The sequence below is a fragment of the Paraburkholderia sp. J41 genome, from assembly GCF_905220235.1.
GTDB lineage: Bacteria > Pseudomonadota > Gammaproteobacteria > Burkholderiales > Burkholderiaceae > Paraburkholderia.
On record NZ_CAJMZE010000050.1, the window covers coordinates 12,779 to 34,416 of the forward strand.

Sequence of the window (21,638 nt, forward strand, 5' to 3'; positions counted from 1 at the left end):
TGTGTTTGTGCGTGGGCATGCACGCCCGATTCATCCAGGTCACGAACTCGCCATGTTGAAGATCGAGTTCGGCCCGAGCGGCACCGCCCTCACGGGCTCGACCGCGGGCGCCTCGGTGCGGCGGTCGCGCAGGACGGCGGGCGCGGCGCCTTCGCGGGCGCGCTGCTTGTCCACCAGATCCTTGAGCGACACCGAATCGAGATACTCGACCATCTTCTGGTTCAACGTGGACCACAGCTCGTGCGTCATGCAATGGCCGTCGTGCTGTTTCGTGCCCTCGCACGCGCCCTTGCCGCCGCACTGCGTGGCGTCCAGCGGCTCGTCCACGGCGATGATGATGTCCGCCACCGTGACGTCCTCGGCGCGACGCGCGAGGTTATAGCCGCCGCCCGGTCCGCGAACCGACTCGACGATTTCATGACGGCGCAGCTTGCCGAACAGTTGTTCGAGGTACGACAGCGAGATGTGCTGGCGCTGGCTGATACCCGCAAGCGTCACCGGGCCCTGCTCCTGGCGCAGGGCCAGGTCGATCATCGCCGTGACGGCGAAACGGCCTTTCGTGGTGAGTCTCATGATGTAGGGGAACCGCAATTCTCGACAATTTTCGTCAAGTATAAATACATGACTAGTTTAGTCAAGTATCCGCGCCGCGAATCGGGTTATTAGGCGGCCTGCGAATAGCCAAAATAGCGCGAAACCCGCATTCCGGCCGAACCGCACGCCGGCACCCTCGCGCCGCTCATTAATCGAACTCAATCCGCCAACTGGGTGCGCAACGCCGCGAGCAATCCCGCGCACGCGGCCTCGCATTGATCGAGCACCATTTCGAAACCCCGGTCGCCGCCAAAATACGGATCGGCAACCACGCGCGCGTCGCTTCCCGGCGCGAACTCCATCAGCAGACGGATCTTGTCGCGCTCCGCAGCGGGACAAACGGCCTGTAATGCGCTCACGTTGGCGTCGTCCATCGCCACGATGAGGTCGAAGCGCCCAAAATCGGCGCCGGCGATCTGACGCGCGCGCAACGGCGCAAGATCGTAGCCGCGCTGGCCGCCCGCGCGCTGGGCGCGCTCGTCGGGCGCTTCGCCGGCATGCCAGTTGCCCGTCCCCGCCGAATCGACCAGCACGCGCGCGCTCAAGCCAGCCTCGTCGACAAGACGGCGCATCACGGCTTCCGCCGTGGGCGAGCGGCAGATGTTGCCGAGACAAACGAAGCAGACGGAAACCTTTTTCATCGTGGAACAGATTGCGGCCAGTCGGCGCGCGAAAACCAATCTCGAATTATACAAAGGGCACGATGCGCGCGCTCGGCAGTCCACGCCGCGCTTTCGTGCCGGGTTAGAGGACGACCATTCAGATCGCGCTCGACGGCGGCAGCGTGGCGACGCCGCTCATGGCTTTCACCGGCGTCTTGCCTTCGCTTTCGACAAGCCCGAACGAAACGGCACGCGCCAGTTCGGCCGTGACCTGCTCCGCGGCGAGCGGCATTTGCTGCTCGGTCGTTTTCCACGCATGAACCCATGCGATTGCGGCCAGCGGCAGGATCAGCGCCAGCGGCCAGTACACCGTTATTTTCTTTTTCATGATGCGACTCTCTCGACAGTAGGGCGATGTGCAGGGGGCACACTATCGCCAGTCGAAATGATATAGAGAGTTGCAATCAGGAAAAACCCGCCTCGAACGAACACACTGTTGTTCCAGGTTAAACAGTGCGCCGATACCTGCGCGCGAAGCCGCCGCGCTACGCCTTTCCACGCGCTCCACGGTTATGCGCCGTCGCGTCCAGATGCGTCTGCCGCGCCGCGTACAGTTCGCGGAACGTGCGGCCGGTGGGCGCCGGCATGTCGCGGCCGTCGGTCCAGCCCCGCGCGAACGGCAGCTTGCGGATCAGACGGCCTTGCCCGCCCAGGCGTTCGAGCACGCGCACGCTCAGCTTCGAGAGCAGCGCATAGGCGGCCGGATGCAGCGCGAACCAGCCCCACGCAGCGAGCGCCGCACGCTCGCGCCACGGCCGCAAGCGGCGCTCGACCTGCTTTTCGCGCAACTTGCGCAGCAGATCCGAAAGCGGAATGCCGACCGGACAGACGCTGTTGCATTCGCCGCAGAGCGTGGCCGCTTGCGGCAGATCGAGCGATTTTTCGAGTCCCACATAGCTGGGCGTGAGCACCGAACCCATCGGCCCCGGATAGACCCAGCCGTAGGCATGGCCGCCCACCTTCTGATACACGGGACAATGATTCATGCACGCGCCGCAGCGAATACAGCGCAGCATTTCCTGGAACTCGCCGCCGATCAGGCCCGTGCGGCCGCCGTCGACGAGCACCACGTACATGTGCTCCGGGCCGTCCTGATCTTGCTCGCCGCGCGGGCCGGTGAGGATCGAGAAATAATTCGAGGTGGCCTGCCCCGTGGCCGAGCGCGGCAACAGGCGCATGGCCGTGGCGAGGTCCTCCAGGGTGGGCAGGACTTTTTCGATGCCGGTTACCGCCACGTGGACACGCGGCATGACCGTACACATGCCCTCGTTGCCTTCGTTCGTCACCAGCACGACCGAGCCCGTTTCCGCGACGAGGAAATTGCCGCCCGTCACGCCCATGTCCGCCGAAAGGAAGTGCGGCCGCAGCACCTCGCGCGCCTCGCGCGTCATGTCGGGGATTTCGGTGAGGCGCGGCTTCGCATGGGTTTTGGCGAAGAGATCGGCGATCTCGTCCTTGTCCTTGTGAACCACGGGCGCAATGATGTGGCTCGGCGGCTCGTTGCCGTTGATCTGCAAGATGTATTCGCCGAGATCCGTTTCGATCGACTGCACGCCCATTTCGGCAAGCACGGTGTTGAGCTTCATCTCCTCCGAAACCATCGACTTGGTCTTGATCACCTTGCGCACTTCGTGCTTGCGCGCAATATCGGCGACCAGCTTCGCGGCGTCGTGCGACGTTTGCGCATAGAGCACGGTCACGCCGCGCCGCGTGGCTTCGGTTTCGAATTGCTCGAGCCAGACGTCGAGATTCTCGAGCGCGCGATTGCGCCGCGCCTTGAGCGCCGCGCGCGTAGCAGGAAAATCAATGGCGGTAATGGCCTCGGCCCGCGCCGACACGAACTTGGTCGAGAGCTTCTTGAGGTTGTGCTGCAAGCGCTCGTCGGCGAGTTTTTGACCGGCGCGCGCCTTGAACTGCATCGATTGGACTTGCATGGCGTGGGCGAAATGAGGCGAGAGGGACGAGTTCGGGGCAAACGCGAAACAAACTGAAAGGCAGCGTTAGCGGAGCGTCACACGTCACCCGCCAGCACTTGGGCGATATGGAGCACGCGCGTGGCGGTATCGCCGGTGCGACGCAACCGCCCTTCGATATTGAGCATGCAGCCGAGGTCGCCCAGCACGACGGCGCGCGTTCCGCTTGCCTGCACGTTGGCGCACTTTTCGTCCGCGATGGCTGTCGAGATCGCGCCGTACTTCACCGCGAAGGTGCCGCCGAAACCGCAGCAATGCTCGCAATCCTTCATCTCGCGCACCTCGATGCCACGTTGCGCCAGCAGCGCGCGCGGCTGCGCCTTGACGCCGAGTTCGCGCAGGCCCGCGCACGAGTCGTGGTACGTGACGGGACCGGCGAAATCGCCCTGGGGCAGCGCGACTTTCGCGACGTTGACGAGAAAGTCGGTGAGTTCGTAGACGCGCTCGCGCAGCTTGCCGTAGCGCGCCATGAGTTCGGGGTCGTCGCGAAACAGGTCGCCGTAATGCACGCGGATCATGCCGCCGCACGAGCCCGAAGGCACGACCACATAATCGAATTGCTCGAATTCGCGCAGCGTTTTTTCCGCGAGATCGCGCGCCAGCGCCCGTTCGCCGGAGTTGTAGGCAGGCTGGCCGCAACAGGTTTGCGCAGACGGCACCGCGACCTCGTAGCCCGCTTCTTCGAGCAGTTTAAGCGCCGAAAAACCGATTTCCGGACGCATTGTGTCGATCAGGCACGTAACGAACAAACCGACTCGCATGGGGACTCCTCGTAAAAACCGTGCCCGATTATCCGCTGTTTCCCGGCGCGGACCAACGCGGGTCTGCACCGGCAGGCGAGCGCGGGCACGATGCCGCGGCGCAGCGTAAAACCCGGCGAGGCGCTTTCTTTTTTCACAATACGATATACAATGAGTTTCCGCCTCACGCGTCCAACGAATCTGAACCCATGAGCGACACCCATCCAGATCCGAAGACCTCGATTCAGGTGATCGAGCGCATGATGCGCCTGCTGGACGCATTGGCTGCGCACAGCGATCCCGTCAGCCTGAAGGAATTGGCGCAGCGCACCGAACTGCATCCTTCCACGGCGCATCGCATTCTCAATGACATGGTGAGCTGCCGTCTCGTGGACCGCTCCGACCCCGGCACGTACCGGCTCGGCATGCGCCTGCTCGAACTCGGCAATCTGGTGAAAGCGCGCCTTTCGGTGCGCGACGCCGCGCTGACGCCCATGCGCGAACTGCACCGCCTGACGGGGCAAACGGTCAATCTTTCGGTGCGCCAGGGCGACGAGATCGTCTATATCGAACGCGCCTATTCGGAACGCTCGGGCATGCAGGTGGTGCGTGCCATCGGCGGCCGCGCGCCGCTGCATCTCACTTCCGTGGGCAAGCTCTTTCTCGCCGCCGACGAAGCCAATCGCGTGCGCGCCTACGCCACCCGCACCGGTCTTTCCGGCCATACGCGCAACAGCATTACCGATCTCACGCGCCTCGAACGCGAACTCGCGCATGTGCGCCAGCAGTACTGCGCACGCGACAACGAAGAACTCGAGCTAGGCGTGCGTTGCATCGCGGCCGGCATTTACGACGACACGGGCAAGCTCGTGGCGGGCCTCTCGCTTTCCGCACCGGCTGACCGCCTGCAAGATTCGTGGCTCAATCAACTGAGCAAGACGGCACTCACGATTTCCGAGTCGCTGGGCTATCACGCGGAACCCGTCGAAGGCGTCGTTCAGCCGGCGTAAGCCTCTGCGCTTCCCATCCGAAGCAGCCACAAAGCGGAGCGTTGCCTCCGCTTTTTCTTTTACGTGACGGCGCGTTCAACCGGCGATTGATTTTCGCGTCGATCCCGCGAGCGTCGTTCGTCAGGTTCGCCTGCTTCACCGTTTGAGCGTATCGAGCAACGCCGAGTCGATGCGGCACCCCTCCCGGCCGTGCGACCACGCAACGATGTCGCTCCAACGCGAGGACGCTCTCAGCGCTTTGGCGGCCTCGAAAACAAAACGCCCCGCAATCGCGGGGCGTTGATGTCGGCGCCGGCCGGATACAGCACAAGGACGAACGAAGCGGCTCAGGTCCCCGCTCCGCCCGCGTCCGCGCTGGTGATGCGCGGTTGCTGATCCGCGCCGCCGTTGTCGAGCCACGTGCGTACGCGCGTGGCGTCGGCGAAACGGGAATACTTGCCGCTCGAATCGAGCAGCACCATGATTACAGGACGATTGTGGATGGTCGTCTGCATCACGAGGCACTCGCCGGCTTCGTTGATGAAGCCCGTCTTTTGCAGCCCGATGTCCCACGACGGATTGCGGATCAGCGCATTCGTGCTGTTGTAGGCGAGATTGCGCTTGCCCGTGTACACGTCGTAGCTGTGGTCGGTGGAGAACTGGCGAATCAGCGGATATTGATACGCGGCGTTCACCATCTTCACGAGGTCACGCGCGCTCGACACGTTGTGGCTCGTGAGGCCGGTGGAATTCTCGAAGTGCGTGTCGGTCATCCCGAGTTGCCTCGCCTTCGCGTTCATTGCGGCGATAAACGCGGGCCGCCCGCCCGGGTAATAGCGCGACAACGCGGCCGCCGCGCGGTTTTCCGAAGCCATCAGCGCGATGTGCAGCATATCCTCGCGCGAGAGCACCGAACCCACCGACAGACGCGAACCCGTGTTCTTCTCGTAGTCGCGGTCTTCGTCCGTGACTTCGATCGGCTCCGAGAGCGATTCCTTCGAGTCGAGCACCACCATCGCGGTCATGAGCTTCGAGATCGAGGCGATCGGCACCACGGCGCGCGAATTCTTGTCGAAAAGCGGTTCAAGCGAATTCTGGTCGACCACGTAGGCCACGCCCGAACGCAGCATCAACGTGTCCGGCGCTTCATGCAGGCCGAACGCCTGGCCGACCGTCGGCTGACGCGGCTCGAACGCCACGCGGCGAACCGCGGTGCGATGACGGCCATTCATCGTGTAGGTGACGCGGCGCTTCTTCGCCACCACACGCGCATCGTCGTCTTTGGCAGCGACGGTGCGGGCGGCGCCTTTCCTCGCGACCTTCGCCGAGGCAGGCGCGGCCTTCGCCGAGGGCGGCGCGGCCTTCGCGACCGTTTTAGTGACCTTTTTCGCCTTGGCCGTTTTGGCGGAGGCGGTTTGCGACGCAGCAAAGGCGCCCTCGGGCACCACGAGCGTCGCGCTGATGGCCACGGACACAGCCACCGACAGCGCGGTGCTGACGACCGACGTCGGCATCAGTTTGAACGACAGGGGCTTGTCGAATTTCATTGGTGTTCTTGATGGAGCGGCGGGATCGTTCGCCAAGTGTAGTAAAACCACGAAAATTTCGCAAATTGAAGCACTTATCGGCGCTCATTAAACCGAAGTCTGACCTTCGATTGAGCAAGCCAATGCACTTCCCGCATTTGATGGAGACAGACAATCGAACGGACGATCCCCCCGCTGCGACGATGCTTACACGTGCAACGCGCAATGCGCCTTTGCTGCGGCTTTTGCTGCGGCTTTTGCTGCGGCTTTTGCTGCGGCTTTTGCTGCGGCTTTTGCTGCGGCTTTTGCTGCGGCTTTTGCTGCGGCTTTTGCTGCGGCTTTTGCTGCGGCTTTTGCTGCGTTTACGGCTTGCGTCGTACAGAACTTGAAGTAAGGGGAAATACCGGTTCGATTGTCAAATCGCCAGCGCCGCCATGCCGCGCGACGCGCGTTCGACAGCTTTGGGTCTTTAACGTTCCATGTAGGAATCTGGTGGACGCACTGAGGAAAATCCTTCACGCGTTATCACCCGATCCAGCGCGCATCTTGCCAGAAGCCGCACGGGCTTGCTTGGACGGAGTTCGGCCAACGCCTGCCGGCGCGCCACGGCCGGCCATCGCACGAGTGCCGCGCGACGCGCGCAGTTTTGAGATGCACGCGGCATAAGTGTTTGTTTAATAATAAATTATCAACATTGTGCAATGCATCAAAATGGCTTGACTTTCTCGCCCGGCGTCCTAAAATCGAGATCAATGCTGCGACGCACAAAGCACGCGCAGAGCACCAGCGCCTTGCCACTTACTCCAGGCGACCCACGAAGGCCGCCAACCATCCAGGAGCGTAAACATGAGTCTGCTGCCCCCTGAGCAATTCGCCGCCGCCCAGAAAGCCAACCTCGAAACGCTGTTCGGTCTGACCAGCAAGGCGTTCGAAGGCGTGGAAAAGCTCGTCGAATTGAACCTTCAGGCTGTCCGCTCGAATCTGGCGGAATCGCAGGAACACGCCCAGCGCGCGCTGTCGGTGAAGGACGCGCAGGAACTGCTGGCGCTGCAATCGAGCTACGCCCAGCCGCTGACCGAAAAGCTGCTGTCGTATGGCCGTCACGTTTATGAGATCACCTCGGCCACGCAGGCCGAATTCGCGAAGGTCGCCGAAGCCCATTACGAAGAGCAGAACCGCAAGGTCCAGTCGCTCGTCGACAACGTCGCGAAGAACGCGCCGGCCGGCTCGGAAACCGCCGTCGCCGTGATCAAGTCGGCCATCAATGCCGCCAACACGACCTACGAAACGGTTCACAAGGCCACGAGGCAAGCCGTGGAAATGGCCGAAAGCAACTTCAACGCCGCCACCGCCGCGGCGAGCAAGGCCGCCGCGCAAGCGTCGCGTTCGGCTGCCGCTTCGGTCAAGAAAACGGTTTAAGCCGGCTTCGCTGCCGCAAACCGGCGCGCATCGCCGGCATAACGCGGGCGATAACGCGCTTCACGCCACCTCCGACGCTCCGGCATGCCGTTTCGGCGTGCCGTTTGCCCGGTCACCGGTGACCGGGAATTTTTTGAGCGCCGTTGAGCTATTTTCGAGCGCTTTCTGAACGCAACGCTCGGCTGGCGCGGCGAAACCAAAGCGCACGAAAGCGCATGAAACCGCACAAACCCGCGCGCTAAACACATCGCCCAAACAAAAACGGCGCACTCCTCGCGGAATGCGCCGTTTTCTCATGCCCGCGCGCCTTTCGACGCGCGGCATGCCGATTACTTCTTCTTTTGCGGCGGAAGATCCGTACAGACGCCTTCGTACAATTCGGCGGCCATACCGACCGATTCGCCCAGCGTCGGGTGCGGGTGAATCGTCTTGCCGATGTCGGTCGCGTCCGCGCCCATCTCGACCGCGAGGCAGACTTCGCTGATGAGATCGCCCGCATTCAGGCCGACGATGCCGCCGCCGATCACGCGATGCGTCTCTTCGTCGAAAATCAGCTTCGTGAAACCTTCGTCGCGGCCGTTGGCGATCGCGCGGCCCGAAGCGGCCCACGGGAACACGGCCTTGCCGTACTTGATGCCTTCGGCCTTGCACTGGTCCTCGGTCTTGCCGGCCCAGGCCACTTCCGGGTCGGTGTAGGCCACCGAAGGAATTTGCAGCGCGTCGAAATACGCCTTCTCGCCGTGCGCCGCTTCCGCCGCCACGTGGCCCTCATGCACGGCCTTGTGCGCGAGCATCGGCTGACCGACCACGTCGCCGATCGCGAAAATGTGCGGCACGTTGGTGCGCAGTTGCTTGTCGACTTCGATGAAGCCGCGATCCGTGACCGCCACGCCCGCCTTGTCCGCGCCGATCTTCTTGCCGTTGGGCGAGCGGCCCACGGCAACCAGCACGAGGTCATAGCGCTGCGGTTCGGCCGGCGCCTTCTCGCCCTCGAACGTCACGTAGATGCCGTCGTCCTTCGCTTCGGCCTTCGTCGTTTTGGTCTTGAGCATGACGTTCGCGAAACGCTTCGCGTTGTACTTCTCCCAGACCTTCACGAGATCGCGGTCGGCGCCGGCCATCAGGCCGTCGAGCATTTCCACCACGTCGATCTGCGCGCCCAGCGTGGAATACACGGTCGCCATTTCGAGACCGATGATGCCGCCGCCGATCACGAGCATCTTCTGCGGCAACTGGCGCAGTTCGAGCGCGCCCGTCGAATCGACCACGCGCGGGTCTTCCGGCATGAACGGCAGCTTCACGGCCTGCGAGCCGGCCGCGATGATCGCCTGCTTGAACTTGACGATCTTCTTGCCGCCCTCGCCCGTCACTTCCATGTGATGGGGGTCGAGAAACGCGCCCACGCCCGTCACGACTTCCACCTTGCGCGCCTTCGCCATGCCTGCAAGGCCGCCGGTAAGCTTCTTGACGACGCCCGACTTGAAGTCGCGCAGGCGGTCCAGGTCGATCTGCGGCTTGCCGAACGTGATGCCGTGCGAGCCGAGCGCGGCCGCTTCGTCGATCACGAGCGCCGTGTGCAGCAGCGCCTTCGACGGAATGCAGCCCACGTTCAGGCACACGCCGCCGAGCGTCGAATAACGCTCGACCAGCACCGTCTTCATGCCGAGGTCGGCCGAGCGGAACGCCGCCGAATAGCCGCCGGGGCCCGCGCCCAGAACGAGCATGTCGCACTCGAGGTCGGCGCTGCCGCTAAAACTGCCGGCTTGCGGCGCGGGTGCCGCGGCCTTGGGCGCTTCGGCGGCCTTGGCGGCCTGGGGCGCCTGGGCCTTGGGCGCCTCGGACTTGGGCGCTTGCGCCGGCTTCGACGCTTCGGCGGACTTGGCCGCGCCTTCCGACGCCTCGACCAGCGCGATCACCGTGCCTTGCGAGACCTTGTCGCCCTGCTTGATCTTCACTTCCTTGACCGTGCCCGCGACATCGCTGGGCACTTCCATCGTGGCCTTGTCCGACTCGAGCGAGAGCAGCGTCTGCTCTTTCTCGATCACGTCGCCGGGCTTGATGCTGACTTCGATGACGTCGATGTCCTTGAAGTCGCCGATGTCCGGCACTTTCACTTCGACGAGACTCATGGTGTCCCCTTTTGGAGCGATCGGACGCCGCCGCGCGGCACGCTATCCGTTTTCACGAATGCGCGCGGCGCGGCAGCGTGCGCCGATCAGAGAATGACGCGGCGGAAATCGCCGAGGATCGAGGCGAGGTACGCGTTGAAGCGCGCGGCCGCCGCACCGTCGATCACGCGGTGATCGTACGAAAGCGAAAGCGGCAGCGTGAGACGCGGCACGAACTGCTTGCCGTCCCACACGGGCTTCATCGCGCTCTTCGAAAGACCGAGGATCGCCACTTCCGGCGCGTTGATGATCGGCGTGAAGTGCGTGCCGCCGATGCCGCCGAGCGACGAGATCGAGAAGCAGCCGCCTTGCATCTGGTCCGGCTTGAGCTTGCCTTCGCGCGCGAGCTTCGACAGCTCGGCCATTTCCTTCGCGATGTCGACGAGACCCTTCTTGTCGGCGTCGCGGATCACCGGAACGACGAGGCCGTTCGGCGTGTCGGCGGCAAAACCGATGTGGTAGTACTGCTTGAATACGAGGTTGTCGCCGTCGAGGCTCGCGTTGAATGCCGGGAACTTCTTGAGCGCCGCGACGCAAGCCTTGATGACGAACGCGAGCATCGTGAACTTCACGCCCGCCTTCTCGTTTTCCTTGTTCAACTGCACGCGCAGCGCTTCGAGTTCGGTGATGTCCGCTTCGTCGTTGTTCGTGACGTGCGGGATCATGACCCAGTTGCGATGCAGGTTCGCGCCCGAGATCTTCTTGATGCGCGAGAGCGGCTGCGTGTCGATCGGGCCGAACTTCGTGAAGTCGATCTTCGGCCACGGCAGCAGGTTCAGGCCCGCGCCGCCCGCGCCGCCCGCGGCCGGAGCCGCGGCCGCGCCGGCCGGCGCCGCAAGCGCGCCCGTCATCACGCCCTTCACGAACGCGGTGACGTCGTCCTGCGTAATGCGGCCCTTCGGACCCGTGCCGGTGACGCGGGCAACGTCGACGCCCAGATCGCGCGCGAACTTGCGCACGGAAGGCGAAGCGTGGCTTGGGCGGCGCGCGCCGCCTTCGCCCGCCGGAATGACCGGCGCCTGCGCGAGCGCCGAGGGCGCGGCGGGAGCGGGCCTGGCCGGAGCGGCGTGCGGCGCGTCGGACGGCTGCTCCGCGCTCGGCTGCGCGGGCGCCGCGGCGGGCGCGCTCGCGGCGGCGGCACCTTCGGCTTCGACGACGATGATTTCCGTGCCTTCCGACACGTTGTCGCCGACCTTGACCTTGATTTCCTTGACGACACCCGCGACCGGGCTCGGCACGTCCATCGTGGCCTTGTCCGATTCGAGCGTGACGAGCGACTGTTCTTTCTCCACGCGATCGCCGACCTTCACGCCGATCTCGATGACGGGCACGTCCTTGTAGTCGCCGATGTCGGGAACCTTGACGCTCTGCACGCCGCCGCTCGCGGCGGGCGCGGCGGCCTTGGCCGGCGCGGGCGCAGCCGCCTGGGCGGGCGCGGCGGCCGGCGCGGCCTTCTCTTCTTTCGCTTCCTTCGCGGCCGGCGCGGCCGGTGCGGCGGCAGGCGCAGCCGCGCCCTCGCCTTCCAGCACGAGGACGAGCACGCCTTCCGAGACGTTGTCGCCGACCTTGACCTTCACTTCCTTGACCGTGCCCGACGCGGGGCTCGGCACGTCCATCGTCGCCTTGTCCGACTCCAGCGTGATGAGCGACTGCTCTTTTTCGACGGTATCGCCCGCCTTGACCAGCACCTCGATCACAGGAATGTCCTTGTAATCGCCGATGTCCGGCACCTTCACTTCGATCGCTTGACTCATTGTTTTGTCTCCGGGGCCGCATACGAGACGCCTCCCCGCTTCGGGGAGGCGCGCATGCCATGCACAGGGGGGTGATGGATTAGACGGTCATCGGGTTGGGTTTGGACGGATCGAGGTTGTATTTGGCGATGGCTTCGCCCACAACCTTGCGTTCGATCTTGCCTTCGTCCGCGAGCGCATTGAGCGCCGCAACCGTCGTCCAGTAACGATCGACTTCGAAGAAGTGACGCAGCTTCTCGCGCGTGTCGGAACGGCCGAAGCCGTCGGTGCCGAGCACCACGAACTTGCGCGGCACGAGGCCACGAATCTGGTCGACCAGCGCGCGAACGTAGTCGGTCGACGCGATGATCGGGCCTTCCGTGCCCTTGAGCAGTTTTTCGACGTGCGATTCGCGGCGCGGCTCGCTCGGGTGCAGCAGGTTCCAGCGCTCGACTTCGTGACCTTCGCGCGCGAGTTCCGTGAAGCTCGGCACGCTCCAGAGGTCGGACTCGACGCCCCAGTCGTTCTTGAGCAGGTCGGCGGCGGCGATCACTTCGTTGAAGATCGTGCCCGCGCCCATCAGTTGAACGCGCGGGCCCTTCGCCTTGGCGTCGCCCTTGCGGAACGCGTACATGCCCTTGATGATGTCCTTCGCGACGCCGTCACCCTGCGGAATGGCCGGGTGCTCGTAGTTCTCGTTCATCACCGTGACGTAATAGAACACGTCTTCCTGTTCCTGCACCATGCGGCGCAGACCGTCCTGCATGATGACGGCGAGTTCGTAGCCGAACGTCGGGTCGTAGCTCACGCAGTTCGGCACCGAGGCCGCCCACAGGAGCGAGTGGCCGTCTTCGTGCTGCAAGCCTTCGCCGTTGAGCGTCGTACGGCCGGCCGTGCCGCCCAGCAGGAAGCCGCGCGAGCGCATGTCGCCGGCGGCCCACACGAGGTCGCCGATACGCTGCATGCCGAACATCGAATAGAAGATGTAGAACGGGATCATCGTCTCGCCGTGCGTCGAGTACGACGTGGCGGCCGCGATCCAGTCCGACATGCCGCCGGCTTCGTTGATGCCTTCCTGGAGAATCTGGCCGGTTTCCGATTCCTTGTAGAACATCAGTTGATCGGAATCTTCCGGTACGTACTTCTGGCCTTGCTGGTTCCAGATGCCGATCTGGCGGAACAGGCCTTCCATGCCGAAGGTGCGCGACTCGTCCGGCACGATCGGCACGACGCGCTTGCCGAGCTGCTTGTCCTTCAACAGGATGTTGAGGATACGCACGAACGCCATGGTCGTGGAAATCTCGCGGCCTTCGCCCGTGCCCTTGAGCAGCGGCTCGAACACGTCGAGCGCCGGCACCGGCAGCGACTCCGCCTTCTGGCGGCGCGCGGGCAGGTAGCCGCCCAGGTCCATGCGCTTCTGGCGCATGTATTCGAGTTCCTTCGAGCCTTCCTCGAACGTGAGATACGGCACGTCGACGATCTGCTCGTCCGTGATCGGCAGACGGAACTGGTCGCGGAACTTCTTGAGCTGATCCACCTGCATCTTCTTCTGCTGGTGGGTGATGTTCATGGCCTGGCCGGCTTCGCCCATGCCGTAGCCCTTGATCGTCTTCGCGAGGATGACGGTCGGCTGGCCCTTCGATTGGGTGGCTTCCGTGAACGCCGCGTAGATCTTGTGCGGATCGTGACCGCCGCGGTTCAGGTTCCAGATGTCGTCGTCGGACCAGTCGGCGACCAGCGCCTTGAGTTCCGGCGTGTTGAAGAAGTGCTCGCGCACGAAGGCGCCCGACTCCGACTTGTACGTCTGGTATTCGCCGTCGACCACTTCCATCATGCGGCGCATCAGCGCGCCGGACTTGTCGCGTGCGAAGAGGGCGTCCCAGCGGCTGCCCCAGATGACCTTGATGACGTTCCAGCCGGCGCCGCGGAACTCGCTTTCGAGTTCCTGGATGATCTTGCCGTTGCCGCGCACCGGCCCGTCGAGACGTTGCAGGTTGCAGTTGATGACGAACACGAGGTTGTCCAGACGCTCGCGGCCCGCCATGCCGATCGCGCCGAGCGATTCCGGCTCGTCGGTTTCGCCGTCGCCGAGGAAAGCCCAGACCTTGCGGCCTTCGGTCTTGGCGATGCCGCGCGCTTGCAGGTACTTCATGAAGCGCGCCTGGTAGATCGCCATGATCGGGCCGAGTCCCATCGAGACGGTCGGGAATTGCCAGAAGTCCGGCATCAGCCACGGGTGCGGATACGACGAGATGCCCTCGCCGCCCACTTCCTGGCGGAAGTTGTCGAGCTGCTTCTCGGTCAGGCGGCCGAGCAGGAACGCGCGCGAGTAGACGCCCGGCGACGAGTGGCCCTGCACGAAGATCAGGTCGCCGCCGTGTTCGGCCGACGGCGCATGCCAGAAGTGGTTGTACCCGACGTCATAGAGCGTGGCCGCGGAGGCGAACGACGCGATATGGCCGCCCACGTTGGTGTCCTTGCCCGCGCGCAGGACCATGGCCATGGCGTTCCAGCGCGTGTACGAACGAATGCGGTGCTCGATGTCCTGGTCGCCCGGATTCCTGGCCTGGTTGGCGACGGGGATCGTGTTGATGTACGGCGTGTTCGCGGAGAACGGCAGATGTTCGCCATGCACGCGCGCGAACTCGATCTGCTTCTCGATCAGATAGTGGGCGCGGTCGGGACCGACAGTCGAAATGACGCCGTCGAGCGCTTCGAGCCATTCGGCGGTTTCCTGGGGATCCTCGTCCTTGTCGGCGGCAACGTACTTGAGGACTTCGTCGGGTACAGCGGACATGCTCGTCTCCTGGATGTAGGGAACGCTGTTGATCGGACCATGCGGGCGGCAGCGCAGGGCGCAACCTTGGCCGACCGCGGCAGCTTCGGGCGATTGTAATGACCCCGCTCGGCATCGCGCAACAAAATTTTCGAATTGCGAGATGCGATTTTATAATGTGGAAAATTGCTGCGGCGCACGCTGAATGGTTCTCTCCGCTCGCGCGATAACGGTCAGTTTGCGCCGGTTTATCGGCGATTTACCGCTTTTTTCGCCGCATTTCCGGGTCTTACGCTGCGCTACAATCCTTGCCATGTTGACCGAACGGCTTTTCGCACGCTCGGCGCGGCCGCCCGGAACGCCGGGCGAGTCGTCGCCGTCTCGCTGGCACCACGGACCCTGGTGGTCGAACTCCTATTTGCTGACGCCGCTCCTGTCGATCCTGGTGTTCCTGGTCGTCATGAGCCTGATTCTCTGGAGCCTGAACCGCCGCGAGCAGCAACAGCAGGAAGACACGCTTTACCGCAACGTGGCGTGGGCGCAGCAGCAGATCCGCCTTTCCATGACGGGCGCGCAAGAACAGCTCCAGGCGCTTTCGCGCGATCTCGTGGCCGGTCACAACGACCCGCAATATTTCCAGACGTCCACCACGGACATCATGCAGGGCCATCCTGAAATCCTGTACCTGAACTGGTACACGAGCCAGGAACAGCCGCGCTGGCCCAATACCGCGCTCCCCGTGTTCGGCCAGCGCCTCGCCAAGCCCAACGACGAGCAGATGGACGACGCCGTGAAGGCCGCCTTCGCGGAAGCGCGCGCGACGCGCCGCCAGGTCTATTCGCCGCTCATTTACGACGACGTGGGCAACGGCTACATCACCTTGCAGACGCCGGTCTACCGCGACCGCGAATTCCTTGGCTCGATCGCGGCCGTGTTCTCGGTCGAAGGCATTCTCAAGCACGACATCCCGCCGGAGCTGTCGGCCAAGTACAAGATTTCGATTCTCGACGCGAACAACCGCGAACTCGCCACCACGTCCACGCGCCCGCGCCTGCCGCGCGACGTCTATTACGATCTGCCGCTGGACCCGCCAGGCCAAGGCGTTTCCGTGCGCGTGTATTCGTATCCGCAGATGACCAACTTCACGAACAACACGCTCGTGTGGCTGGTCGCGGGGCTGTCGTGCTTCGTGCTGTGGAGCCTGTGGAGCCTGTGGAAGCACACGCGCCAGCGCTTCGAGGCGCAGCAGGCGCTTTACGCCGAGGCATTCTTCCGCCGCGCGATGGAAAATTCGGTGCTGATCGGCATGCGCGTGCTCGACATGCACGGCCGCATCACGCACGTGAACCCGGCGTTCTGCCGCATGACGGGCTGGGACGAAGCCGATCTCGTCGGCAAGACCGCGCCGTTTCCGTACTGGCCGCGCGACGCCTACCCGGAAATGCAGCGTCAGCTCGACATGACGCTGCGCGGCAAGGCGCCCTCCTCGGGCTTCGAGTTGCGCGTGCGCCGCAAGGACGGCTCGCAGTTCCACGCGCGCCTCTACGTGTCGCCGCTGATCGACAGTTCGGGACGCCAGACCGGCTGGATGTCGTCGATGACCGACATCACGGAGCCCAAGCGCGCGCGCGAGGAACTCGCCGCGGCGCACGAGCGCTTCACCACCGTGCTCGAAAGCCTCGACGCGGCGGTGTCCGTGCTCGCCGCCGACGAAGCCGAACTGTTGTTCGCGAACCGCTATTACCGTCACCTGTTCGGCATTCGCCCGGACGGACATCTGGAACTCGCGGGCGGCGGCGGCTTCGATTCCGCGAGCGCCTCGTCGGATTCCATCGACATGGTCGACGCCTTCGCGGGCCTGCCCGCCGCGGCGCTCACGGAAAGCACGGCGGACGCGCAGGAGGTGTACGTCGAAAGCATCCAGAAGTGGTTCGAAGTGCGCCGCCAGTACATTCAGTGGGTCGACGGCCACCTCGCGCAGATGCAGATCGCGACCGACATCACCACGCGCAAGCAGGCGCAGGAACTCGCGCGCCAGCAGGACGAAAAGCTGCAATTCACGAGCCGCCTGATGACGATGGGCGAAATGGCCTCGTCTCTCGCGCACGAACTGAACCAGCCGCTCGCCGCGATCAACAACTACGCCTCGGGCACCGTCGCGCTCGTGAAATCGGGGCGCGCCGCGCCCGACAACCTGCTGCCGGTGCTCGAAAAAACGGCGCAGCAGGCCGTGCGCGCCGGCATGATCATCAAGCGCATTCGCGAATTCGTGAAACGCTCCGAACCCAAGCGCCAGGCCACGCGCGTGGCCGACATCGTCGCCGACGCCGTGGGGCTCGCCGAGATCGAAGCGCGCAAACGCCGCATCCGCATCGTCACCGACATGCGCTCGCGCATGCCCGTGATCTACGTCGATCCGGTGCTGATCGAGCAGGTGCTCGTCAATCTGCTCAAGAACGCCGCCGAAGCCATGGCCGAGGCGCGCCCGAACGCGGTGGACCCCGTCATTCGCGTGATCGTCAAGCGCGAAGGCGGCCACGTCTGCATCAGCGTGGTCGACCAGGGCCCGGGCGTGGACGAAGCCACGGCCGAGCGCCTCTTCGAGCCGTTCTACAGCACCAAGTCGGACGGCATGGGCATGGGCCTGAACATTTGCCGCTCCATCATCGAATCGCATCGAGGACGCCTCTGGGTGGTCAACAACGTCGAAGCCGACGGCCACATCAGCGGTGCCACGTTCCATTGCAGTCTGCCCATCGGCGAATCGGACAGCTCCTCGCGGAGCGCCGGCGAGCCGACTCCACAAACCGTTACGGGAGAGCCATGAACAGCCCAGTCACCACCCAGGAAACCGTCTTTGTTGTCGATGACGACGAGGCCGTACGAGACTCGCTGCGTTGGCTCCTTGAAGCGAACGGCTACCGCGTGCAGTGCTTCAACAGCGCGGAGGAATTCCTCGAGGGCTATCAGCCGGCGCAGCAGGCCGGGCAAATCGCCTGCCTGATTCTGGACGTGCGCATGTCGGGCATGAGCGGCCTCGAATTGCAGGAGCGCCTGATCGCCGAAAACGCTTCGCTGCCGACCATTTTCGTGACCGGTCACGGCGACGTGCCGATGGCCGTCTCCACCATGAAGAAAGGCGCGATGGACTTCATCGAGAAGCCGTTCGACGAAGCCGAACTGCGCAAGCTCGTCGAGCGCATGCTCGACAAGGCGCGCAACGAAAGCAGCAACGCGCAGCAGCAGCGCGCGGCCGCCGAGCGGCTGGGCAAGCTCACGGCGCGCGAGCATCAGGTGCTCGAACGCATCATCGCGGGGCGCCTGAACAAGCAGATCGCCGACGATCTCGGCATCAGCATCAAGACGGTCGAGGCGCACCGCGCCAACATCATGGAAAAGCTCAACGTCAACACGGTCGCCGACCTGCTGCGTCTCGCGCTTTCCAACAAGCCGCAACAGGCGCAGCAGCAGTAAGCGCCCGGTTTCGCGTTCTCGCGCCGCAGCGGCGGGAACGTGCGGCGCGGCGCGGGGTTTTCGCACCCGCGCCGCGTCCGTCCCCACTTTTCTCCCGCTTTTCTTCCGCTTTCCGCCCTATCCGCTCGCGCAAAAGCCCTTGCGCCGCGCGGGTATAATGTCGGCCTTCGCCAGCGCGCATCGAGCGCCCCACTCGCGCGCCCGCTTCGCATCGCCCACATCGCTCTACTCTCGATCTCGACCGACCATGACTGCCACCCTCATCGACGGCGTTGCCCTCTCGAAAAAACTGCGCGCCGACGTCGCCACGCGCGCCGCCGCCCTCACCGCACGCGGCCATCAGCCGGGCCTCGCGGTCGTGCTGGTCGGCGACAATCCGGCGAGCGAAGTCTACGTGCGCAACAAGATCAAGGCTTGCGAGGATAACGGCCTGCATTCGTCGTACGACCGCTATCCCGGGTCGCTTTCCGAAGCCGATCTGCTCAAGCGCATCGACGAACTCAACCGCGATCCGAAGATCAACGGCATCCTCGTGCAACTGCCGCTGCCGAAGCACATCGACAGCCACAAGGTGATCGAGGCGATCGCACCCGAAAAGGACGTGGACGGCTTTCATGTGGCCAACGCGGGCGCGCTGATGACCGGCCAGCCGCTCTTTCGCCCCTGCACGCCCTACGGCGTGATGAAGATGTTCGAGGAATACAAGATCGCGCTCGAAGGCGCGAACGCCGTGGTGATCGGCCGCTCGAACATCGTCGGCAAGCCGATGGCGCTGCTGCTGCTCGAAAAGGGCGCGACGGTGACGATCTGCCACAGCAAGACGCGCGACCTCGCGAAACACACGCGCGACGCCGACATCGTCGTGGCCGCCGTCGGCAAGCGCAACGTCCTGACCGCCGACATGGTCAAGCCGGGCGTCACGGTGATCGACGTGGGCATGAACCGCGACGACAACGGCAAGCTGTGCGGCGACGTCGATTTCGCGGGCCTGAAGGACGTGGCCGGTTTCATCACGCCGGTGCCGGGCGGCGTCGGCCCGATGACCATCACCATGCTGCTCGTGAACACGATCGAAGCGGCGGAACGCGCGGTGAACGCCATCTGAGCGCACGCCTCGCTTCGCGCCGAACGCGCCAAAAAGGCGGCCCCGCGCGGGCCGCTTTTTCATTGCGCGCGCGGTTTGCGCCATGCGCGCGCGACATCTGTTAATTTGCTCGCATGGCTGGACGGCCGTGCCGGGCGCGGCGCGGGCGCGCGTTTGAATACGCGCCTCGAATGCGTGCCCCGAATGCGCGCCCCGAACGCGCCGCCCGGAAAACCGGCTTGGAAAACGCATTTCCGCCCCAATAGTCGTTCTATCGCCACACACCGGGCGCGCTGCGGCGCGGCCCCACTCCACTCAACCGCGACAGACAGGAACAGGACGCATCATGGCTACTTCGAATTCCGACAATCCGCTCCTCGATTTCAGCGGCCTGCCGCGCTTCGGCGAAATTCGCCCCGAGCACGTCACGCCCGCGCTCGACGTGCTGCTCGCGAACGCCAGGGCGGCTGTCGAGCGCGCCGCGGCGCCCATCACGCCCGCGCAATGGGACGACGTGGTCGAGCCCGTCGAACGCGTCACGGAGCCGCTCTCGCGCGCCTGGGGCGTGGTCGGCCATCTGAACGCCGTGGCCGACACGCCCGAGCTGCGCGCCGTGCATGGCGAGAACCTGCCGCGCGTGACCGAATTCTGGTCGAGCGTCGGCCAGAATCTCGAACTGTTCAAGAAGTACAAGGCCATCACCAACCACAGCTCGTTCGAGCTGCTCTCGACCGAGCGCAAGAAGATTCTCGACAACGCCGTGCGCGACTTCCGCCTTTCGGGCGCGGAATTGCCCGAGGACCAGAAGCCGCGTTTCGCCGAGCTTCAGGAGCGCCAGGCCGCGCTCTCGAAGGCGTTTTCGGACCACGTGCTCGACGCCACCAACGGTTATGCGTTCTATGCCGCGAGCGAAACCGAACTTGCGGGCCTGCCCGAGGACGTGATTGCCGGCGCGCGCGAAGCCGCCGAACGCGAGAACAAGGAAGGCTGGAAGTTCACGCTGCACTTCCCGTCGTATTTTCCGGTGCTCCAGTATTCGGAAAACCGTGCGATGCGCGAGACGATGTACCGCGCCTACGTCACGCGCGCGTCCGAACTCGGGCCCGTGTACGGCGGCGGCAAGGCCGAATGGGACAACACGGCCATCGTCGAGGAACAACTGAAGCTGCGCCACGAAGAAGCGAAAATGCTCGGCTACGACAACTTCGCCGAAGTCTCGCTCGCGCCGAAGATGGCGGAGTCGCCGGCACAGGTCATGAGCTTTCTCGAAGACCTCGCCACGCGCGCGCGTCCGCATGCGGAAAAAGACTGGGAGGAACTGCGCGAATTCGCCGCGAGCGAACTCGGCCTCGCGCAACTGGAGCCTTGGGACGTGGCGTTCGCGGCGGAGCGCCTGCGCCAGAAGCGCTATTCGTTCTCGGAAAACGAAGTGAAGCAGTATTTCCCGGAGGACTTCGTGCTCAAGGGTCTGTTCAAGGTCACGGAAACCCTCTTCGGCGTGCGTATTCGCGACGACAGCGCGCCGGTCTGGAACGACAACGTGCGCTTCTTCCGCGTCGAGAACACTGACGGCACGCTCGTCGCGCAGTTCTATCTCGACCTCTATGCACGCGAAGGCAAGCGCGGCGGCGCATGGATGGACGACGCGCGCTCGCGCCGCAAGCTCGACGGCCACGGCGTGCAAACGCCCGTCGCGTATCTCACCTGCAACTTCTCGGCGCCCGTGGGCGGACGCCCCGCCTGCTTCACGCACGACGAAGTCATCACCCTCTTCCACGAGTTCGGCCACGGCCTGCATCACATGCTCACGCGCGTCGATGAACTTTCGGTGTCGGGCATCAACGGCGTGGAATGGGATGCGGTGGAGCTGCCCTCGCAGTTCATGGAGAACTTCTGCTGGGAGTGGGACGTGCTCACCGAAATGACCTCGCACGTCGAAACCGCCAAGCCGCTGCCGCGCGAACTGTTCGACAAGATGCTCGCCGCGAAGAACTTCCAGAGCGGTCTGGGCACGCTGCGCCAGATCGTGTTTTCGATGTTCGACATGGCGCTGCACGTCGACTTCGACGCCTCGCAGGGCAAGACCGTGACCGACTTCGCGCGCGAGATCAACGAGCGTTACCACGTGATTCCGCAAGCGTCGTTCTCGCGCTGGCCCAACACGTTCAGCCACATCTTCGCGGGCGGCTATGCGGCGGGCTACTACAGCTACAAATGGGCCGAGGTGCTTTCCGCCGACGCCTACGCCGCCTTCGAGGAAGCCGCGCAATCCGCGCAGTCGAGCGTGCTCGACGCGGCCACGGGCACGCGCTATCGCAGGGAAATTCTCGAAGTGGGCGGCAGCCGCCCGGCAATGGAATCGTTCAAGGCGTTCCGCGGCCGCGAGCCGAGCATCGACGCCCTGCTGCGCCACAACGGCATGGAGCAGCCGCCCGCGCAACACTGAACGCGGGCCGTTTCCTCGCCTCGCCGACGAAAACCGCGCACTCCGGTGCGCGGT

General features: G+C 64.4%; 17 protein-coding genes. 6 read left to right on the forward strand and 11 right to left on the reverse strand.

Translation table 11 applies throughout. From position 1 onward, the window contains the following. Positions 1–39 precede the first annotated feature (39 nt). From iscR to U5805_RS29600, 5 genes are all read right to left on the reverse strand, one after another. On the reverse strand, positions 40–573 hold the full coding sequence (gene iscR, locus U5805_RS29580; protein WP_143887201.1) for a Fe-S cluster assembly transcriptional regulator IscR: 534 nt from the start codon (positions 571–573) through the stop codon (positions 40–42). A 179-nt stretch (positions 574–752) separates the two neighbouring features. Continuing rightward, positions 753–1,235 carry a low molecular weight protein-tyrosine-phosphatase gene (locus U5805_RS29585; protein ID WP_322107036.1) on the reverse strand — a complete coding sequence of 161 codons (483 nt, stop codon included), beginning with the start codon at positions 1,233–1,235 and terminating at the stop codon, positions 753–755. A gap of 118 nt (positions 1,236–1,353) precedes the next feature. Continuing rightward, complete coding sequence (locus U5805_RS29590) at positions 1,354–1,584, reverse strand: hypothetical protein (RefSeq protein WP_322107037.1); 231 nt, start codon at positions 1,582–1,584, stop codon at positions 1,354–1,356. A 157-nt stretch (positions 1,585–1,741) separates the two neighbouring features. Next, the gene (locus tag U5805_RS29595; RefSeq protein ID WP_322107038.1) at positions 1,742–3,190 is read right to left on the reverse strand and encodes a lactate utilization protein B; all 1,449 of its coding nucleotides are present in this window, start codon (positions 3,188–3,190) and stop codon (positions 1,742–1,744) included. 77 nt (positions 3,191–3,267) lie between these two features. Next, the gene (locus U5805_RS29600) at positions 3,268–3,990 is read right to left on the reverse strand and encodes a (Fe-S)-binding protein (protein WP_322107039.1); all 723 of its coding nucleotides are present in this window, start codon (positions 3,988–3,990) and stop codon (positions 3,268–3,270) included. A gap of 188 nt (positions 3,991–4,178) precedes the next feature. On the opposite strand from U5805_RS29600, the gene U5805_RS29605 reads away from it, so the two are divergent. Then, positions 4,179–4,979: an IclR family transcriptional regulator gene (locus tag U5805_RS29605; protein WP_322107040.1), complete on the forward strand. Its 801-nt coding sequence runs from the start codon at positions 4,179–4,181 to the stop codon at positions 4,977–4,979. 326 nt (positions 4,980–5,305) lie between these two features. Here the strand turns inward: U5805_RS29605 and pbpG are convergent, their stop codons facing one another. Next, positions 5,306–6,505 (reverse strand): D-alanyl-D-alanine endopeptidase, encoded by a 1,200-nt coding sequence (pbpG, locus tag U5805_RS29610; protein ID WP_322107041.1) that lies wholly within the window; start codon positions 6,503–6,505, stop codon positions 5,306–5,308. Between the two features lie 186 nt (positions 6,506–6,691). Further along, positions 6,692–7,003: a hypothetical protein gene (locus U5805_RS29615; RefSeq protein WP_322107042.1), complete on the reverse strand. Its 312-nt coding sequence runs from the start codon at positions 7,001–7,003 to the stop codon at positions 6,692–6,694. A 327-nt stretch (positions 7,004–7,330) separates the two neighbouring features. Between U5805_RS29615 and U5805_RS29620 the strand changes: the two genes are divergently transcribed. After that, positions 7,331–7,903: a phasin family protein gene (locus U5805_RS29620; RefSeq protein ID WP_322107043.1), complete on the forward strand. Its 573-nt coding sequence runs from the start codon at positions 7,331–7,333 to the stop codon at positions 7,901–7,903. A 60-nt stretch (positions 7,904–7,963) separates the two neighbouring features. Here the strand turns inward: U5805_RS29620 and U5805_RS29625 are convergent, their stop codons facing one another. The 4 genes from U5805_RS29625 to aceE form a co-directional block, all read right to left on the reverse strand. After that, positions 7,964–8,227 (reverse strand): hypothetical protein, encoded by a 264-nt coding sequence (locus tag U5805_RS29625; protein ID WP_322107044.1) that lies wholly within the window; start codon positions 8,225–8,227, stop codon positions 7,964–7,966. Between the two features lie 5 nt (positions 8,228–8,232). After that, complete coding sequence (gene lpdA, locus U5805_RS29630) at positions 8,233–10,032, reverse strand: dihydrolipoyl dehydrogenase (RefSeq protein ID WP_322107045.1); 1,800 nt, start codon at positions 10,030–10,032, stop codon at positions 8,233–8,235. 86 nt (positions 10,033–10,118) lie between these two features. Beyond that, positions 10,119–11,825 (reverse strand): dihydrolipoyllysine-residue acetyltransferase, encoded by a 1,707-nt coding sequence (gene aceF / locus U5805_RS29635; protein ID WP_322107046.1) that lies wholly within the window; start codon positions 11,823–11,825, stop codon positions 10,119–10,121. 79 nt (positions 11,826–11,904) lie between these two features. Then, positions 11,905–14,601, reverse strand: coding sequence for a pyruvate dehydrogenase (acetyl-transferring), homodimeric type (gene aceE, locus U5805_RS29640; protein WP_322107047.1), 2,697 nt, complete (start codon positions 14,599–14,601; stop codon positions 11,905–11,907). 292 nt (positions 14,602–14,893) lie between these two features. Between aceE and fixL the strand changes: the two genes are divergently transcribed. The 4 genes from fixL to U5805_RS29660 all read left to right on the forward strand — a co-directional run bounded on the left by fixL (position 14,894) and on the right by U5805_RS29660 (position 21,584). Next, positions 14,894–17,407, forward strand: coding sequence for an oxygen sensor histidine kinase FixL (fixL, locus tag U5805_RS29645; protein ID WP_322107048.1), 2,514 nt, complete (start codon positions 14,894–14,896; stop codon positions 17,405–17,407). Continuing rightward, entirely contained in the window at positions 17,404–18,054 is a 651-nt protein-coding gene (gene fixJ, locus U5805_RS29650) for an oxygen response regulator transcription factor FixJ (RefSeq protein WP_322107049.1), read from the forward strand. Before fixL ends, fixJ begins: the two co-directional genes overlap by 4 nt. 247 nt (positions 18,055–18,301) lie before the next feature. Then, complete coding sequence (folD, locus tag U5805_RS29655; RefSeq protein WP_322107050.1) at positions 18,302–19,159, forward strand: bifunctional methylenetetrahydrofolate dehydrogenase/methenyltetrahydrofolate cyclohydrolase FolD; 858 nt, start codon at positions 18,302–18,304, stop codon at positions 19,157–19,159. 325 nt (positions 19,160–19,484) lie between these two features. After that, a complete protein-coding gene (locus U5805_RS29660; RefSeq protein WP_322107051.1) occupies positions 19,485–21,584 on the forward strand; it encodes a M3 family metallopeptidase in 2,100 nt (699 codons plus the stop codon). The last annotated feature ends 54 nt before the right edge of the window (positions 21,585–21,638 follow it).

What these genes read in the sequence shown, in the direction of transcription:
- U5805_RS29600 (WP_322107039.1), bottom strand. Translation starts at nt 3,990, where the DNA reads ATGCGAGTCGGTTTGTTCGTTACGTGCCTGATCGACACAATGCGTCCG.
- pbpG (WP_322107041.1), bottom strand. Translation starts at nt 6,505, where the DNA reads ATGAAATTCGACAAGCCCCTGTCGTTCAAACTGATGCCGACGTCGGTC.
- aceE (WP_322107047.1), bottom strand. Translation starts at nt 14,601, where the DNA reads ATGTCCGCTGTACCCGACGAAGTCCTCAAGTACGTTGCCGCCGACAAG.
- U5805_RS29585 (WP_322107036.1), bottom strand. Translation starts at nt 1,235, where the DNA reads ATGAAAAAGGTTTCCGTCTGCTTCGTTTGTCTCGGCAACATCTGCCGC.
- fixL (WP_322107048.1), top strand. Translation starts at nt 14,894, where the DNA reads ATGTTGACCGAACGGCTTTTCGCACGCTCGGCGCGGCCGCCCGGAACG.
- lpdA (WP_322107045.1), bottom strand. Translation starts at nt 10,032, where the DNA reads ATGAGTCTCGTCGAAGTGAAAGTGCCGGACATCGGCGACTTCAAGGAC.
- fixJ (WP_322107049.1), top strand. Translation starts at nt 17,404, where the DNA reads ATGAACAGCCCAGTCACCACCCAGGAAACCGTCTTTGTTGTCGATGAC.
- U5805_RS29625 (WP_322107044.1), bottom strand. Translation starts at nt 8,227, where the DNA reads ATGCCGCGCGTCGAAAGGCGCGCGGGCATGAGAAAACGGCGCATTCCG.
- U5805_RS29590 (WP_322107037.1), bottom strand. Translation starts at nt 1,584, where the DNA reads ATGAAAAAGAAAATAACGGTGTACTGGCCGCTGGCGCTGATCCTGCCG.
- iscR (WP_143887201.1), bottom strand. Translation starts at nt 573, where the DNA reads ATGAGACTCACCACGAAAGGCCGTTTCGCCGTCACGGCGATGATCGAC.
- folD (WP_322107050.1), top strand. Translation starts at nt 18,302, where the DNA reads ATGACTGCCACCCTCATCGACGGCGTTGCCCTCTCGAAAAAACTGCGC.
- U5805_RS29660 (WP_322107051.1), top strand. Translation starts at nt 19,485, where the DNA reads ATGGCTACTTCGAATTCCGACAATCCGCTCCTCGATTTCAGCGGCCTG.
- aceF (WP_322107046.1), bottom strand. Translation starts at nt 11,825, where the DNA reads ATGAGTCAAGCGATCGAAGTGAAGGTGCCGGACATCGGCGATTACAAG.
- U5805_RS29595 (WP_322107038.1), bottom strand. Translation starts at nt 3,190, where the DNA reads ATGCAAGTCCAATCGATGCAGTTCAAGGCGCGCGCCGGTCAAAAACTC.
- U5805_RS29620 (WP_322107043.1), top strand. Translation starts at nt 7,331, where the DNA reads ATGAGTCTGCTGCCCCCTGAGCAATTCGCCGCCGCCCAGAAAGCCAAC.
- U5805_RS29605 (WP_322107040.1), top strand. Translation starts at nt 4,179, where the DNA reads ATGAGCGACACCCATCCAGATCCGAAGACCTCGATTCAGGTGATCGAG.